The sequence below is a fragment of the Nitrosomonas sp. Nm34 genome (assembly GCF_900113925.1).
GTDB lineage: Bacteria > Pseudomonadota > Gammaproteobacteria > Burkholderiales > Nitrosomonadaceae > Nitrosomonas.
In genome coordinates this window covers 50,492-68,361 of sequence record NZ_FORD01000010.1, presented here as the reverse complement: position 1 = coordinate 68,361, position 17,870 = coordinate 50,492, and the positions used below count along the sequence as shown (strand labels likewise).

Sequence of the window (17,870 nt, the reverse complement as noted above, 5' to 3'; positions counted from 1 at the left end):
TGATGCGCGCACTCCAGACCGCATCAAATCCCCACGACTACCGCATTCCGCCTAGTGAAAACGATTTAGAGATCGATTCAGGCCAATTCAAACTGAAGGGATGGGTTTGGGAGACATCAAAAGAGCACGGAATTGATGAACGCGATCCTTGGGCAGGTGACATCGGTTATCCACCCTTACGTCCAGCAAATTGGTTTGCGACAAGCAATGGTCTTCAGTCTGATTATGAATGCCGCATCTGGCGTTCACTGTCTCTCGGCGAACGACCAGTTCTGTATTCACATGTCTGGGGCCGAAAATCGAAGAAGAATGAGTATATTGCTCCGGAAACCGGTTCACGGCTGATCGCAAACATAGAAGCGTTGAAGCTGTGGCTCTCTTCAATCAACATGGATTTGATGCTCGAGGTCCAAATCAATCGAGAATATAGGCGGAACTCCTATCGCCACAGACAGCAAGAAAATTTAGAATATCTCCCACCATACACTCTGCTCGTACGATTCGGATCAAATGGAGAAATCGCAACAATATATTGACATCATTGCGCTCGGGAAGCTGCTCGTTGACGAACTTCAACTTCATCAGCCAGTCGACACCTTGGGGCGGTGGATGGCGCATCATATTGCCGAAGTGATGCTGGCAACTGAGAGAGCCACAGGCCGGAAAAGAGTCGAAGCTGAAGATCGGTGTCGTGAAGCAATTCTTGCTCTGTGGAAACACATCAATGCTTTTCCGCGCGATCACCGTCCGTTGAAGGATATCGAACTGCTTCTCGCAACCATCCAAGCTCTTGCCCCTGACAACGGCGCCTACTTCTATCAATCGGAAGCCCAATCCCGGCTCGATAATTCTACGCTCTCAGAAAAAACAAAAATCTGGTTGGAGCTGGCACGTGGAATTAACTACTCGGCACACCTTCTAATCACCATGTGTCTCAAGAAAACTGCACACGACATCGCAGAGGTCAAGCGCGAATATTTTGAACTCGCTGAAGCGCTTGATGAAGATCTTCCCATCATGCACGTAGTCCGAGTTGTTGCGAGCAGCGATCAGAATCTTGAGAGCCATCTTCTGGAAAATAGTCGAATGAAGGCAGTTAAGGCACTGATAAATCGGCGCGAACGTCTGGAAAAGATGGTTCAGCTTTCGAGGATGCTGGCGCAGGATTTGGAAGAGAAAATTAAGGAGCTTGAAAATTAACTAGTTGAAAGATTCCGTCTAACAATACCATCAAAGCGACGCTCGTACCTCATGCGCTTTATGGCAGGCGTTATCTCTGTTAAAAATGAATTTTGCATTATTTCACCGTCCGCTTCGGGTCGTGTCAAGAATTATTTTTCTTCATTAACTTTGATGCAATATATATAGCACAACCAGATAATTCTGATTATAATTTAGAGATGGCATATTCACTGGATTTCCACCGTAAAGTCCTGTCTGTCCGGAAGAAAGAAGGACTTACGATAGCCGAGGTGGCGGCCCGGTTTGATATTGGCGTGGCAAGCGTGACACGCTGGATTAAGAACATCCATCGTAAACCTCAAGGGTTTCGTCAACGCAAGATTGATCTTGATTCCAATTCTTAATAGAAACTGAAATTATAATTTTACATAACACTATGTAAATAAATAAAAATATGTCTAATATTATTTACTTTTCTATTGGGATTTAGAATGAGGTATTGCGGCAGGATGTTCGCGATTATCCTGATGCTTATCAGTACGAGCGGGCAAAACGTTTGGGTGTAGCGCAGAACGCTATTTTTCTGGAGCTCAAAAAGCTTGGCATCACCTATAAAAAAACTCTGAAGCATCCCAAAGCAATTGCTCCCGCACGGCGCATCTTCCAGGAGAAGATCGCTGCCTATGAAGCTGCAGGCCGGGCCATTGTCTACATTGATGAAAGTGGCTTTGCACAGGATGCGCCGCGTACGCACGGTTATGCACCTGCTGGCCAGAGATGTCATGGCACCCATGACTGGCATGCGCCAGGTCGTATCAACGCGATTGGCGCCCTGATCGGAAAACTATTGCTCACCGTCAGCCTGTTTGCACTCAATATCAATGCCGATGTGTTTCACGGATGGGCGATGCAGGACCTGCTGCCTGAATTGCCGTCACATGCCGTCGTTGTGATGGATAATGCCACCTTCCATCAGAGGCAGGATACGCAAGAGGCCATACAAAACGCTGGGCACACCCTTGAATATTTGCCCGCTTATTCTCCTGATCTTAATCCTATTGAACATAAATGGGCACAGGCCAAAGCACTGCGTAGACAACAAAACCAGACCGTTGAGATGTTCTTTAAATCCTATATATTCTGAATCATTTTTAACTGGTTAAGCTATATTTTCAAGCTTATGAATCAGAATATTTGCTTTAATGCGGGTAATCATGTGCAGATCGTTGGGGCCAAGGAGTAAACAGGAATGAAACAGTTGCGCGTGAAAATTACTGGTCTGGCTGTTTTTTTTCCGCAAGCTCCAGGCATGATTAGCCACCCTGCCAAAGGATGGGGGCAAATCGATGCCGCCTTGCCATAAACTGAACCAGTCTATTGTTATGCCATAGCCGAGGTCAGATTGTCTGGTGTATCTGGAGCGTGTATGATTTGTTCGAGTTCAGACCTGATTTCCAACAATAAGGATTCAGACCTCACGATATCAAAATGATCTGTTTCAATCTCAACCGAGTGTATCTCGGCAGGTTTGATTTGTTGTTCCAGCACCAGCCGATCATTCATCTCACGTGTCGTTGCCCACCAACACGTTGTTTGGCATTTCAAAGGACGCAGTGCGCTGGTTTGCAACGACAGCATTTTTAAATGGCGCGCAACAAGAAAGATATTCGCCAATTCTTCCGTTCCCATCTCGGCATAACCTTGCATAGCTGTTTGCCCATTCGTTCGGCTTTCAGCTTGCCGGATAGCGAGTACGCTTTCCAGTAAATCAACGATGACCTGCTTTGACACTGTTACCGCAGATCGACCGGATAACTTTGTCTGAAGTGCGACATTGGGCGTCACGCCAGGAATCGCCACTGAAACAAAATCAGTAAAATCTTGTCGCCAATCATCTTGCTGCGGTGATTCCGTTCCAGGAACGTAGAGATCGATCAGGCCCAGAAACGCAACCGTCTGCCCGGCTGCTTCCAGCAACGCGGCAATCATGGCAGCCAGTGTCCCACCCAATGACCAGCCCAGCAAATGATAGGGGCCTTCTGGTTGAACGGCGCGAATCATGCTGCAATAATCTTCTGCCATCTGATTTAAAGAGGTGTCTCGGTGGGCAGGATCAGCAAGCATGCGGCAAGGTAAACCATAGACGGTCTGCAGCCCTTGCAGGCGCCGGGCAAGTGGCTGGTAATCAAATACCGTGCCCAGACCCGCGTGCAAACAGAACAATGGTTGAGTATTTCTATCGCCAACTGCCTGGTTGAGCATCAATAATCCCTGATTGGATTGCGATTGTTTATCCAGACCAAGCAAGCCTGCGATGGTTGGGCGCTGGATCAAATCCCTCAGCTTGAAATCCAATTTCACCTCAGTCAGGCTACGTATGCGTGCCATCACCTTCAGGCTGGATAGAGAATCTCCGCCGAGCGCAAAAAAATTATCTGTTTCCCCGACACGTTCGACGCCTAGAACTTCCTGCCATATGTTGGCGATCAATCTGGCTTCTAACGTAGAAGGCGCTTGATAATGCGCTCCTGGCAAACAATCAGGCTCTGGTAACGCTTTGCGATCAAGCTTGCCGCTCGGTAAGCGCGGCAAGTTAGTCAGTGTTATAAAATGGGCAGGCAACATATACTCGGGCAATCGCTCGCCAAGGGATTGTTTGAGTTGCGCGATCAATTGCTGTATTGATTGCTTTGTCGCATCTTGTTTGGCGGGTATGATGTAGGCTACCAACTGGGCGCCGCTTACTCCCTGGTGAACAGTCACAGCCGCTTCTGCAATACCGGTTGCTTCACGAATACGAGCCTCGATTTCACCGAGCTCGATACGAAATCCGCGTATTTTGACCTGATGATCTGCACGGCCAATATATTCGATATTGCCATCCTCCAGCCATCTAACCAGATCACCCGTACGGTAAAGGCGGCCGCCTTTTTGGTCGAAAGGATCGGCGATAAAGCGTTCTGCCGTCAGACCAGCTCGTCCCAGATAACCGCGTGCCAGTCCATATCCGCCAATATAAAGCTCACCCACGATGCCCATCGGCACCGGCTGCATATCGACATCCAGCACATACACGGCGCGTTCTCCCACTGGGCGTCCAATCGGCGCATAAGCGCATTCGAAGCTGTTGTTGGCATCGGTTTTCCAGATCAGGGGAGTGACGACGGTTTCGGTGGGTCCATAACCATTGATCAGCATTTGCGGCCGCAATGTCTGGCGTATCAAGTCATAAGACGCTTTTGGCATCGCTTCGCCACCAAAGACATAGAGCTCTACCGGTGGCGGATCATTACGTGGGTTAGCCCATTCCGCAACCTGACCAAGATAGGCGGGAGGAAAGGCAGCATTGGTAATACCGTAATGACGCAAAGCATCATAAGTCTGCTCGGCGGTCCATAATTCCTGATCGCGTACCGCAAGCCCCGCCCCTACCGTCAATGCAGTAAGCCAGCGTTCATGCGCGCCGTCGAAGGAAAAGGACATGAACAGCAGTTCACAGGAGCGAGGCGTCATCTCGTAAATGCGCGCAGTTGCCTGACAATGCATGGCAAGTGGGCCATGGGTAACCGCCACACCTTTAGGTAGCCCGGTCGATCCAGAGGTGTAAATCACATAAGCGAGATTGTGCTCATGTACTGGTATTTCGGGATTGCACATCTGTTCGGCTTCAAGCTCGATTGTATCCAGAACAAGGATGGGGACAGGCACAGTCGCATTGAATTGGAGCTTTGCGAGTGTCTTGCTTTGCGTGATCAGCAGCGATAAGGCGCTGTCTTTCATCATGAACGCAAGCCTATCAGATGGGTAGTCTATATCAAGCGGCACATAAGCTGCGCCTGACTTGAGAATAGCGAGCAGCGTTACGATAACATCCAAGGAACGTTCCATCACAACGCCAAACCGTATCTCCGGTTTAGCACCCAATTGAATCAAACGATGTGCTAGCTGGTTTGCGCGCCTGTTCAGTTCTGCATAAGTCATTTCTTGCTCGCCCATCAGCAGCGCGATGGCATCGGGTTGGTGTACTGCATTATGTTCGATCAGATAATGAACGGGTTGATAGGACTGGGACCAACTACTCATTGTCTCCGTATCGCTACGCAGCATTAGCAGCCGATCAAGTGTCTCCTTAGCGAACCCCCTCAATTCACCCACCACACGCTGTGGGTAAGCCATCATTTCCCGCATCAGGTATTCCATGTGGCTGCGTAATTCAATTACAAATTCATCAGTAAAATCATAACAGCCATAGGCATATTCGATTTCCAGCGACTCTCCGACCGTCACTTGCAAGTCCATGGCATAACCGGTCAGTCCTTTACCGGCAATTTTACCGAAACGCAGACCATACAATTCATTACTGCGCAAGGACGCATCGATCGGATAGTTTTCAAAAACGACAATGCTGTCAAACAACGGTTGCCCAGGAAAACCCGCCCAGCGCTGAACATCCGCAAGTGCACTATGTTCATAATCGCGTAATCGGGCATTTGTTTGCTGCAACGACTGTAAATATTCATTTACCGTCAATTCGCTGCGGCGCGCTACCGGGACCGGGATCATATTAATGAACAAGCCTAGAATCTCGTCTGCTTGCGGCAGGCTGGGCGGACGCCCGGCTACAGTTGCCCCGAAGATGACGGTCTCTTTTCCGGTATAACGTTGCAATAACAGCGCCCAGGCTGCCTGGACAAAGGTATTTAAGGTTACATGCGCTTGCTGCACAAAAGCTTGCAAACGACGGGTTTCTTCTGGGCTTAAGCGTGTATAAACCTGGGCAAAACCAGATCGGCTCTGATTCTTTACTGCCTTCGCGACCGATTCTGCTAACAACGTCGGTCCTTCAATGTTACTGAGTTCAGTTTGCCAGAAATGCTGGGTTGCCTGACTGGTCTGCTTGGCCAACCAGCGTACATAAACGCCATAACCTGGCCCTGCCGGAGGTAATATTTCTCCGTTATAGCAACGCAGCCAATCGCTGATCAGTATAGAATCGCCCCAACCATCCACCAAGATATGGTGTTTGGTCCAGATCAACTGATAACGGTTATCGTCTAACCGAATCAAGCACAAGCGCGCTAAGGGAGGATGAAGAAAATCGAATTCCCGCTTCAGCTCCTGATCAGCATAGGCAATAAGGCATTCTTCTAGGTTATCCTTATCCCGCCAATCCAAATGGATTACTGGAGCCTCGCTTTGCTTGAAGACAATCTGTAAAGGGCGTGCCAATCCCGTCTGCCATAAAAACCCCGTGCGCAGTACGGGATGACGGGCAATCATAGCCTGCCAAGCTTGCGCCAGTCGCGGAGTATCGAGGCCCTCGACTTCGACGCTAATCTGATTCACATACAATCCAGTACCAGGTGCCTCCAGGGTATGAAATAGCATTCCTTCCTGTGTCGGCGACAGTGGGTAGATATCCTCGACATCATCGTTGCTAAAAGGTAATGTTGCCAAGAGACTTTCATCGAGGTAATCTTCTAGACGCGCACGCTCAAATAGAGGTATCAATGAAGGCGTTTCTCCCATAGACTCTGACAGGGGCTCAGCGACTGGTGCGAGTGCAGCGATTGTTTGCCGTTCAAACAATTGGCGTGGTGTGATTTTCCAGCCTGCGCGTCGCGCTTGGGTCACAATCTGCAAACTAAGTATGGAATCTCCCCCTAATTCGAAGAAATTATCGTTGCGTCCTACCCGTCCAAGACCTAATCCTTCGGCCCAGATTGCCGCCAAGGTTTTTTCTACTTCTCCTTCGGGCGCTGCGTATTGCTTATCGCTGACAAGTTCCGGTTCAGGCAAGCGTTTGCGATCCACTTTACCGTTTGCATTCAACGGGAGATTTTCCAGCACGACAATTGCCGAGGGCAGCATGTAATCAGGCAGGGTTTGCGCAAGCGCCTCGCGCAATGCTTCCGTTGTCAATGTGCTGCCTGCATGTAATGAAACATAGGCTGCCAGCCGCGTGCCGTTTGGCCCATCCTTGGCGACTACCACCGCTTCCCTCACAGCCGGCTGATGCAGCAATCGTGTTTCGATTTCACCTAATTCGATACGAAAACCTCTGATTTTGATCTGATGATCCACCCGCCCCAAGTATTCGATTTGTCCATCCGGGTGCCATCTCGCCAGATCGCCTGTGCGATAGATCCTTCCTCCCTGCTCGCCGAATGGATCAGCCACAAACCTCTCGGCTGTCAATCCAGCTCTGTTGAGATAGCCACGCGCGAGCAAGTCTCCTCCGATATACAACTCTCCCGCTACGCCAGGCAAAACGGGTATCAGATTGGCATCGAGCAGATAAATATGACGTGCAGGCAGCGGTTTGCCAATGGTGACCACCGGCTCCTGATCGTAGTCCTGTGTCCCTCCTGTGCTTCTGCCACAATCAGCAATGGTTGCTGTCACGATTGCTTCGGTGGGTCCATAAGTGTTCAGTAAAGTTATTCCCTCCAAACCAGCTTGCCGCCAAGCCTTGATGCCTTCCGGGGACATCGCTTCACCGCCTGCATGCACTTGTCGCAATACACCAAAATCCCGTGGCCCTTCTTTGGCAAAGTCTTGCACGAGCAAGAACCAGTATGCAGTGGTTAAATCGGCAATCGTTATCCGTTTATCGATCAATTCGTGGTAGAACGTTTCACTGTCCCAAAGTGCGGAGCCGCGTAACACGATCGTAGCACCAACACATAGTGGTGGAAAAAGCTGTTCGATAAAACCATCGAAATTGATAGTGGAAAATTGCAGCATACGATCACGACTGCTTAGCTTAAAGAACTCAACGGCGATCAGTGCATGTTCAACAAGAGCATGATGCGCAACAGCTACCCCTTTGGGTTGGCCGGTAGAACCTGAAGTATAGATGATATAAGCCAAGTGCTCACCATGCAGGGTAACAGTTGGATTATCCTCGGGGGAATAGATTAAATCCAATTTATCCAGTTCCAGCACATGACCTGAAATCGGTCCAGGAATCTGTACTCGAAGAATACTTTGGGTCAGCAGCAGCTCAATAGTGCTATCTGCGACCATATGGTGCAGTCGCTCCCGTGGATAATCCGGATCGAGCGGCACATACACTCCCCCTGCTTTAAGAATCGCCAGCACTCCCACGATCATGTCGATCGAACGCTCAACCGCAATTCCGACCCTGCTTTCAGGTCGAATGCCCAATGTGATCAGCCGATGCGCCAACCGGTTCGCGCGACGGTTCAATTCCGCATAACTGTATTCAGTATCGCCAAAAATCAGCGCAGTTGCTTCCGGACGCATCAAAGCTTGCTGTTCGAAAAGATGGTGGACGGGCTCGACCGATGTAAATCGCTGTTCGTTGATTCCCCACGCCTTGAGTTGAACCTGCTGCGCTTTACTCAAAAAAGCCAGATCGCCTAACCGCCTGGCAGCGCTTTGCATAATTTCATGCAGCAATTTCTCAACTTGCAGCGCGATGCCATTGACCGTCGCTTCGGAAAAATATTTGCAGTCGTAACTGTACTGCAGAGTAAAACCATGACTTTCAATGACTGAAACAGTCATGGGGTAATTCGTTTCCTCGCGCCCCTGCGCGTTTGTGATCACAAGCCCACCGGGGGTATCATGTTTGAACGCTTCATCGAGCGGATAATTCTCAAATACCAGAATACTGTCAAATAATTCCTGCTGACCTGCCCAGCGCTGGATTTCGTATAGTGGGGTGTGTTCATGTTCCCGTGAAGCCAGATTCTGCGCTTGTAGGGCACGCAGCCATTCCCTCACGGCAAGTTCTGGTTTGAGTTCAACCTTCACGGGCAAGGTATTGATGAACAGACCTAGCATCTGATCCGATTCGGGCAAATCGGTCGGTCGACCGGCGACAGTCACGCCAAAAGTCACCATACGCTGGCTGGTGTAATGACCGAGCAATAAGGCCCAGGCTGCCTGCACGAGAGTATTGACCGTAACTCGCTCCTGCCGGGAAAAATGAATCAGCGCTTCGGTAAACTCATGATCGAGTGGACAGGCCGTGTGCTGGTAACCTTCATTGACTGATGGAGAGGCAATGGATCCAGCCAGCTTGGTAGGCTCGTTGAATTGACTTAACCACGCCTGCCAGTAATTTTCTGCGGTTTTTCGCTCCTGCCCTTGCAACCATGCGATGAAATCCCGGTAACGGGCGCGTGGTGAGGAAGGGAACGCGCCGCCATACTGCCGCAATACTTCACCTAGCAATTGCGAAGTACTCCACCCATCCACTAACAAATGATGAATTGTCATAATGACGTGATAGCGATCATCAGCCAGGCTGACCACAGCAATACGCAGCAGCGGCGGCTTCTTCAGATTGAAGCCCTGCGCATGTTCCGATTGCGCAAGGTCATCGAGCGCCTGCTCCAAGACCGCCGCAGAAGACATAGTGCGATCTCGCCAATCGATGATGACAAAAGGAAGCTCAGCTGTTTTAGCGACCCACTGTAAAGGAGTATTGCCTTCCTGCAGGAAACCGGTACGCAATATTTCATGCCGGTCAATCGCCGCCTGCCAGGCGCTTCTGAATCGTTCTACCGACAGGTGTCTAATGTCCGCTCTGAGTTGATTGAGATAAGCACCGCCCCCGGTATCGAAGACACTATGAAACAGCATCCCTGTCTGCATCGGAGAAAGCGGATAAAGATCCTCAAGCTGATCGATAGAAATGGGTAGGTGATCCAATTCATCCTGGGTGATCCAAGTCAAGGGGAAATCAGAAGGGGTAACTGCACGAATGCCTTGTGTGCAATGGGCGATCACAGATTCAAGCTCGACCAGGAAAATACGAATAAACGCTTCAATGTTCACTCGCGTATAACGCGCTTTACTGTAGCTTACTTCCAGGCAGAGTTGACCTTGATAAATATGGCTATTGATCGATAAATCATGTGGTTGCAGCGCATCCCGATCCATTGTGTCACCGCTAGACTCACTGGCCAATTGCCAGAGACTATCCGATTCAAAACTGGTATCGAATTGCCCGAGATAGTTGAATACGACTTGCGCTTGAGGCAATTTGCTCAGGACTCGTTGCTGCGCTTCCGTTCCATAGTATTTGAACAGGCCATAGCCCAATCCTTTGTGCGGCACTTGGCGCAAACATTCTTTGATACGTTTGAGCCGTGTAGCTAAATCGCCTGTAGGATCAAGTACCACTGGAAACAGGGAGGTAAACCAGCCTATCGTGCGGGATAGATCAATATCAGAATACAGATCTTCGCGTCCATGACCTTCCACATCGATCAAAATTTTTTCATGCTCACTCCATTGGCATAGCGCGCTACCCAGGGCGGTAAGCAGCAGATCGTTCACTTGCGTACGATACGCTGCTGGTGCATCTTTGAGCAGAGCCTGCGTATTCGCTTGATCGAGTTTCATGGTCACACGATTAATGTGCAGCATGGTATTTGAGCCTTCTGGGTAATCACGAGCAAGCGCAACAGGAATATCTGTCAGATTCTGCCAATAAGCGAACTCGGCAGCATGCGTCGCGGGGAAATGCTGCAGCTGTTGGGACCAGATGGCATAATCGGTCGTCGCCTCAGGCAAGACGATGGTTTCACTGCGCATTGCCTGATCATAAGCGGTTTCGAGATCTTCCAGCAGAATCCGCCACGAAACCCCGTCAATCACCAGATGATGAGCAATTAATAACAAACGCTGCGTATCGTCAGCCATGTCGATCAGCACAGCGCGCAGAAGGGGTCCTTCATGCAGATGCAAGCTGCGCTGTGCTTCATGGCACAGCGCCATGAATTGCTCGCTATCTGCCGCGTAACGTATCCACAGCAGATTCTGTGCAACCGAATCAGTGGCACGCTGCAGCCATTGACCATTGGCTTGTGTGGCATAACTAAAGCGAAGCGCCCGATGATGTTGTACAACCGCTTGCAATGCCTGATCGAGCCACTCGGTTTGCAACCGCTGGTGGCTTTTCAGCAATACGGCCTGATTCCAGTGATGCTGTGCAGGTATGGATTGTTCAAAAAAATCAAGCTGAATCGGCAACAGTGAGACAGGGGCGGCTGCATCAAATCCGACCTCGTTGGTAAAGCCGGTTTTCATGCCTTGTTCCACAGGCTTGGCTAAAACCGCCAGTGCGGCGATCGTTTGCCGTTCAAATAATTGCCGTGGCGTGATTTTCCAGCCTGCCTGGCGCGCTTTAGTCACAATCTGCAGACTGAGAATCGAATCGCCTCCCAGTTCGAAGAAATTATCGTTGCGCCCTACCCGGCCAAGGCTCAATACTTCCGACCAGATCCTGGCAAGCACTTCCTCTACTTTCCCTTCGGGTGCGGCATATGCGCCTTCGCTGACAAATTCCGGTTCGGGCAAGCGCTTGCGGTCCACTTTACCGTTCGCATTCAGGGGGAGACCGTCCAGCACCACGATCGCTGAGGGCAGCATGTAATCAGGCAGGGTTTGCGCGAGCGCTTCACGCAATTCGCTAGTGGTCACCACACTGCCTGTCTGCAGCGAGACATACGCGATCAGTCGCATGCCGCTCGGCCCTTCCCTGGCTCCCACCACGGCTTCTCTCACATCGGGCTGTGCCAGCAGTTGTGCTTCAATTTCGCCTAATTCGATGCGGAAACCTCTTACCTTGACCTGATGATCCACTCGCCCCAGATATTCAATTTGCCCATCCGAGCGCCATCTTGCCAGATCGCCCGTTCGGTAGAGTCGGCTTCCCTGTGCTTCAAATGGATCAGCAACAAATCGCTCCACTGTCAATCCAGGTTTGTTGAGATAGCCACGTGCGAGTCCCATTCCTCCAAGATAAAGCTCACCAGTCACTCCACGAGGCACCTGATTCATTCCTGCATCGAGAATATAGGCAGTCCGGTCACCTACGGGTGAACCAATCGGCAAGTAACTCGAATTGAAGCGGGTTGCAGAATTCGCTTTGAAAATGAGCGGTGTAATGACTGTCTCGGTAGGACCGTAGCCATTGATGATACGCGGGGGTTGTAACGTTGCCTGAACGAAATCGTAGCTGCTGCGGCTCATGGCTTCGCCGCCTACGGTGTAGGAGCGGATGGGTAAATTCCGGCCTGCACTGCCGGTAAATTCAGCCAGCTGCTGCAGATAGCTTGGAGTAAAGCAGGCAATGGTAATTTGATGCTTGGCAATCTCAGTGGCAGTCCGGTCTGCCGACCATATTTCCTGGTCACGTGGCATTAGCGCAGCACCAAAGGCTAAAGGCACCAACCAGCGTTCATGGGCACCGTCAAAATTGATTGAGGCAAACTGAAGCTCACGATCGTCTGGTGTCATGCCATACAACTCACCGATGGCTTGCACGTGCATTGCTAGCGGTCCATGTGCAACAGCCACTCCTTTAGGTTTACCAGTAGAACCGGAGGTATAGATGATATAGGCCAGATGTTCTCCGTGCAGGGTAACAACAGGATTATCCTCGGGCAAATCAGTCAAATCCAACCTGTCCAGTACCAGCACGTTACCGAATAAAGGCTCAGGTATGCTGTCCTTGACAGGACTTTGTGTCAGCAACAGTTCGATGGCGCTGTCTCTCACCATGTGGTGCAACCGTTCGCGCGGATAAGCCGGATCAAGCGGCACATACGCTCCCCCCGCCTTGAGGGTGGCGAGCAGTCCCACAATCATGTCGATCGAGCGCTCCACCGCAATCCCCACCCGGCTTTCCGGTTTGATGCCCAGCGCGATCAAGTGATGCGCCAACCGGTTTGCGCGGCGGTTCAGCTCCGCATAGCTCAGTTCAATATCGCCAAAAATCAGCGCAGTAGCCTCCGGACGTTCTCTTACCTGGCGTTCAATCAGGCGGTGGACGAGTTCGACCGAGGTAAAACGTTTCTCGTTAACTCCCCATGTCTTGAGCTGGTCCTGCTCTGCTTCGCTCAATAAGGTTACATCGCCCAGACACTGCGCAGGCTGTTCCGCCAGCTGTTCCAGCAGACGCAGATAATGCTCACCGAGCCGTGCAATGGTTTCGGCTTCAAACAGTTCGGCTGCATAGGTGAAGCGCGCACTGAATTGACCATCCGCTCGTTCCAACGTGTCCAGCGTCAATTCAAACTGTGCACCCCGTCCCCCGAGTTCAATTTCCTCGACAGTCAATCCCGGCAGCTGCTCCAGCGCGCGATAATCTTCGCGCAAATGATTGAACATCACCTGAAAGAGTGGATGCTGGTGCAAACTGCGCTCAGGCTGGAGCGTTTCGACCAGTTGCTCAAAAGGCAAGTCCTGATGGATTTGTGCACCCAGCGCAGCTTCACGGGTTTGCTCGAGTATCTTGTTCAGTGGCATACGTCCGTCGAGTTGGCTGCGCAATACCTGGGTATTCACCAGACAACCGACCAGGTTTTCGGTTTCTACCCGGTGACGATTGGCGATCGGCACCCCTACGCGTATGTCGCTTTGCCCGGTATAGCGATATAACAATGCCTGAAAGCCTGTCAGCAAACCCATAAACAACGTGGACCCTTGTGCTTGCAGTCTCTGTTGTAAACGTGTCATCAGTGGAGCAGGCAGCGCGAAATCATGCTGGGCAGCCCGGTAGTTTCCGATGGATAAGCGCGGGTGATCGGTTGGCAATGACAATACAGGGTGAGTTTCGCCTAACTGGTTACGCCAGTAAGCCAATTGTCGTTCTTTCTCGCCTGCTTGCAGAAAATTACGCTGCCAGAGTGCATAATCGGCATATTGAATGGAAAGCGCTGGCAGCACAGCTGATTGTCCCTCGCGATGAGCACGGTAGCAGGCAGCGAATTCATCGATAATGAGACGGTTGGACCAGGCATCCGAAATGATGTGATGCATCGCTACCACCAGATAGTGCGCTTCCGGTTCAAGCCGGATCAGGGCCACACGCAAAAGCGGACCCTGCGTAAGATCAAACGGTGTAGTATGGATGCGGATCGCCTCTGCCCGCGCTCGTGTGGTCCGCTGCTCAGACGGGAAATCGCTTAAATCGGTCACTGTCAGTTTAAAGTCATTTTCTGCTCGAATCACCTGCTCAGGCAAGCCTTGCGCACTGGCACGAAACACCGTGCGCAGCGATTCATGCCGCGCAACCAGCACTTGAAAGCTGGCTTCCAGTGCTTGGCGATCCAGCTTACCCTGCAGCTGCAGTATCCCGCCTAAATGATAGGCCGTACTATGGGGATCCAATTGCCATAAAAACCAGTGCCGCTGCTGTGCATAGGAAAGAATATGGCGTTTTTTACTTGGCTGTGTAACGATAGGCAGAAGAGAAAAATCGATGCCTCGTTCCTTCAATGTACTGAGAAATACTTTTTGTTTTTCAGAGGAAAGTGTGGAAAACCGTTCGGCAATATCTTGTTTATTCAATTCTAATTAATTCTCCAGTAAATCGAGTAATTCAGACATTTCAGATAGTCCACTCTGTTCCCTGGCTTTCCTGGAAACCAGCGTGTATTCTTCCTGTATTACTCCCGCAATATTTTTCAATACAGGCTGCTCAAAAAAAACCCGCAAAGGCATGGAAATAGATTGGTTTAGCTGCAATTTCTGTTGAACTTGCAGAACAGCAAGAGAATGTCCTCCCAGTTCGAAGAAGTTATCATTGCGCCCTACCCGACTAAGACTCAATACTTCCGACCAGATCCTCGCTAAGGTTTCCTCAATTTCCCCTTCAGGCGCTTCATATTCGTCTTTACTGACAAATTCCGGCTCTGGCAGGCGACTGCGATCCACCTTGCCGTTCGCATTCAAGGGGAGGCTATCCAGTACGATAATCGCCGAGGGCAGCATATAATCGGGCAGGGTTTTTGCGAGCGATTCACGCAAGATGCTGGTTGTCACCCTACTGCCTGCTTGCAGCGAGAGATAGGCCACCAGCCGCACACCGCTCGACTCTTCCTTAGTCCCCACCACTGCTTCTCTTACGTCAGGTTGGGCCAGCAGTTGTGTTTCAATTTCACCTAATTCGATGCGGAAACCTCTCACCTTGACTTGATGATCCACTCGCCCGAGATATTCGATTTGCCCATCCGGGCGCCATCTCGCCAGATCACCTGTTCGGTAGAGTCGACTTCCCTGCCCCACGAATGGATCAGCAACGAATCGCTCTGCTGTAAGCCCCGGTCTATTCAGGTAGCCACGTGCGAGGCCAACACCGCCAAGATAGATTTCCCCTACCACACCTTGCGGTACCAGTTTCATTTCCGCATCAAGAATAAAGAGTTGTGTAGCGGCTATCGGTGCGCCAAGCGAATTCGTTCGGTGCCCGATTTTGTTTATAGTTGACCAAATTGTAGTTTCTGTGGGGCCATACATATTCCACAGTTCGACATTCAGTGTGCATAACTGATCAACCAAATCGATAGGCAGTGATTCTCCGCCACATAGGCATTTAAAAAGACGCTGATTTTCTTCTTGTAAGATTTTCCATTCACTTGCCAGCAACACACGCCATCCAGCTGGTGTGGATTGGAGAATATTTGCCTGATAAGTCTGGAGCAATTGCGCAAGGATAGCTCCATCACGTCTTGCTTCCTGCGGTGCCAGCACCAGCCGTGCGCCTGCACTCAAAGGCAGATAAATCTCTAGACCAGCAATATCGAACGAGAGTGGAGTGACAGATACCAAGATATCTTTGGACGTCATACCCGGCGACTCCAGCATGCTCGCTATGAAATGACTCAATGCATGGTGACGCACCATCACGCCCTTCGGTTTGCCGGTAGAGCCGGAAGTATAAATGATATAAGCCAGATGCTCGCCCCGGAGGGTAACTGGGGGATTATCTTCGGGTAAATCGGTCAGATCCAATCTGTCCAGTACCAGCACGTTACTGGATACAGGCTCAGGGATACTGTCCTTGACAGAATTTTGTGTCAGCAGCAGCTCGATGGCGCTGTCTGTTACCATGTGGTGCAACCGTTCGCGTGGATAATCCGGATCGAGCGGTACATATGCCCCGCCTGACTTGAGGATGGCGAGCAGCCCCATGATCATGTCGATCGAGCGCTCCACCGCAATCCCCACCCGACTCTCCGGTTTTATCCCCAGGGCAATCAATCGGTGCGCCAATCGGTTCGCGCGCCGGTTCAGTTCCGCATAGCTGAGCTCGGTATCATTAAAAATCAGCGCAGTGGCATCCGGACGAACCATCACTTGACGTTCGATCAGGTGATGCACTGGCTCGACCTGTCCATATCGCCGTTCGTTAACTCCCCATACCTTGAATTGAGTCTGCTCTGCTTCGCTCAGGAAGGTAACATCGCCCAGACACTGCGTTGGTCGCTCCGCCAGCTGTTCCAGCAGACGCAGATAATGCTCACCGAGCCGTGCAATGGTTTCGGCTTCAAACAGTTCGGCTGCATAGGTGAAGCGCGCACTGAATTGACCATCCGCTCGTTCCAACGTGTCCAGCGTCAATTCAAACTGCGCACCCCGTCCCCCGAGTTCAATTTCCTCGACAGTCAATCCCGGCAGCTGCTCCAGCGCGCGATAATCTTCGCGCAAATGATTGAACATCACCTGAAAGAGTGGATGCTGGTGCAAACTGCGCTCAGGCTGGAGCGTTTCGACCAGTTGCTCAAAAGGCAAGTCCTGATGGATTTGTGCACCCAGCGCAGCTTCACGGGTTTGCTCGAGTATCTTGTTCAGTGGCATACGTCCGTCGAGTTGGCTGCGCAATACCTGGGTATTCACCAGACAACCGACCAGGTTTTCGGTTTCTACCCGGTGACGATTGGCGATCGGCACCCCTACGCGTATGTCGCTTTGCCCGGTATAGCGATATAACAATGCCTGAAAGCCTGTCAGCAAACCCATAAACAACGTGGACCCTTGTGCTTGCAGTCTCTGTTGTAAACGTGTCATCAGTGGAGCAGGCAGCGCGAAATCATGCTGGGCAGCCCGGTAGTTTCCGATGGATAAGCGCGGGTGATCGGTTGGCAATGACAATACAGGGTGAGTTTCGCCTAACTGGTTACGCCAGTAAGCCAATTGTCGTTCTTTCTCGCCTGCTTGCAGAAAATTACGCTGCCAGAGTGCATAATCGGCATATTGAATGGAAAGCGCTGGCAGCACAGCTGATTGTCCCTCGCGATGAGCACGGTAGCAGGCAGCGAATTCATCGATAATGAGACGGTTGGACCAGGCATCCGAAATGATGTGATGCATCGCTACCATCAGATAGTGCGCTTCCGGTTCAAGCCGGATCAGGGCCACACGCAAAAGCGGACCCTGCGTAAGATCAAACGGTGTAGTATGGATGCGGATCGCTTCTACATGTGCACGTGCTGTCCGCTGCTCAGCTGGTAGATCATTCAAATCGATCACCGTCAGTTTGAAGTGACCTTCCGCCTGAATTATCTGCTCAGGCTGGCCTTGCGCATTAGCACGGAAAACTGTGCGCAGCACTTCGTGCCGCACGATCAATGTTTGAAAGCTATCTTCCAGTGCTGCCTGATTAAGCTTGCCTCTCAGCCGCAATGTACCGCCTAAATGATAGGCCGTACTATGCGGATCCAGCTGCCATAAAAACCAATGCCGCTGCTGTGCATAGGAAAGAGGTACAGGTTCACCAGCCGCTCGGCGGGGAATGATAGAATCTTGCTGTACCCGCCCTTTACCTGTCTGGAGTCTTTGCGCTAATCGTTGACGCTGTTCTGGGCTCAGACGCGCCCGCCGTTGCGCAAGATTGTTATTGTCTGTCATAAATAATATTCTTT

General features: G+C 50.9%; 6 protein-coding genes. 4 read left to right on the top strand and 2 right to left on the bottom strand.

The window, feature by feature from the left end:
- Positions 1-2: 2 nt before the first annotated feature.
- From BM283_RS18715 to BM283_RS06440, 4 genes are all read left to right on the top strand, one after another.
- Positions 3-536, top strand: coding sequence for a hypothetical protein (locus BM283_RS18715; protein WP_090691056.1), 534 nt, complete (start codon positions 3-5; stop codon positions 534-536).
- A complete protein-coding gene (locus BM283_RS06450; RefSeq protein WP_090691052.1) occupies positions 511-1,200 on the top strand; it encodes a hypothetical protein in 690 nt (229 codons plus the stop codon). Before BM283_RS18715 ends, BM283_RS06450 begins: the two co-directional genes overlap by 26 nt.
- Positions 1,201-1,400: 200 nt before the next feature.
- Positions 1,401-1,586, top strand: coding sequence for an IS630 transposase-related protein (locus BM283_RS17990; RefSeq protein ID WP_139225208.1), 186 nt, complete (start codon positions 1,401-1,403; stop codon positions 1,584-1,586).
- A 95-nt stretch (positions 1,587-1,681) separates the two neighbouring features.
- Complete coding sequence (locus BM283_RS06440; RefSeq protein WP_090691046.1) at positions 1,682-2,326, top strand: IS630 family transposase; 645 nt, start codon at positions 1,682-1,684, stop codon at positions 2,324-2,326.
- A 236-nt stretch (positions 2,327-2,562) separates the two neighbouring features.
- Here BM283_RS06440 and BM283_RS06435 read toward each other — a convergent pair whose 3' ends face one another.
- Both BM283_RS06435 and BM283_RS06430 read right to left on the bottom strand, forming a co-directional pair.
- Positions 2,563-14,517 (bottom strand): amino acid adenylation domain-containing protein, encoded by an 11,955-nt coding sequence (locus BM283_RS06435; protein ID WP_090691043.1) that lies wholly within the window; start codon positions 14,515-14,517, stop codon positions 2,563-2,565.
- A gap of 6 nt (positions 14,518-14,523) precedes the next feature.
- Positions 14,524-17,856: a non-ribosomal peptide synthetase gene (locus BM283_RS06430; RefSeq protein WP_090691040.1), complete on the bottom strand. Its 3,333-nt coding sequence runs from the start codon at positions 17,854-17,856 to the stop codon at positions 14,524-14,526.
- Between the last annotated feature and the right edge of the window lie 14 nt (positions 17,857-17,870).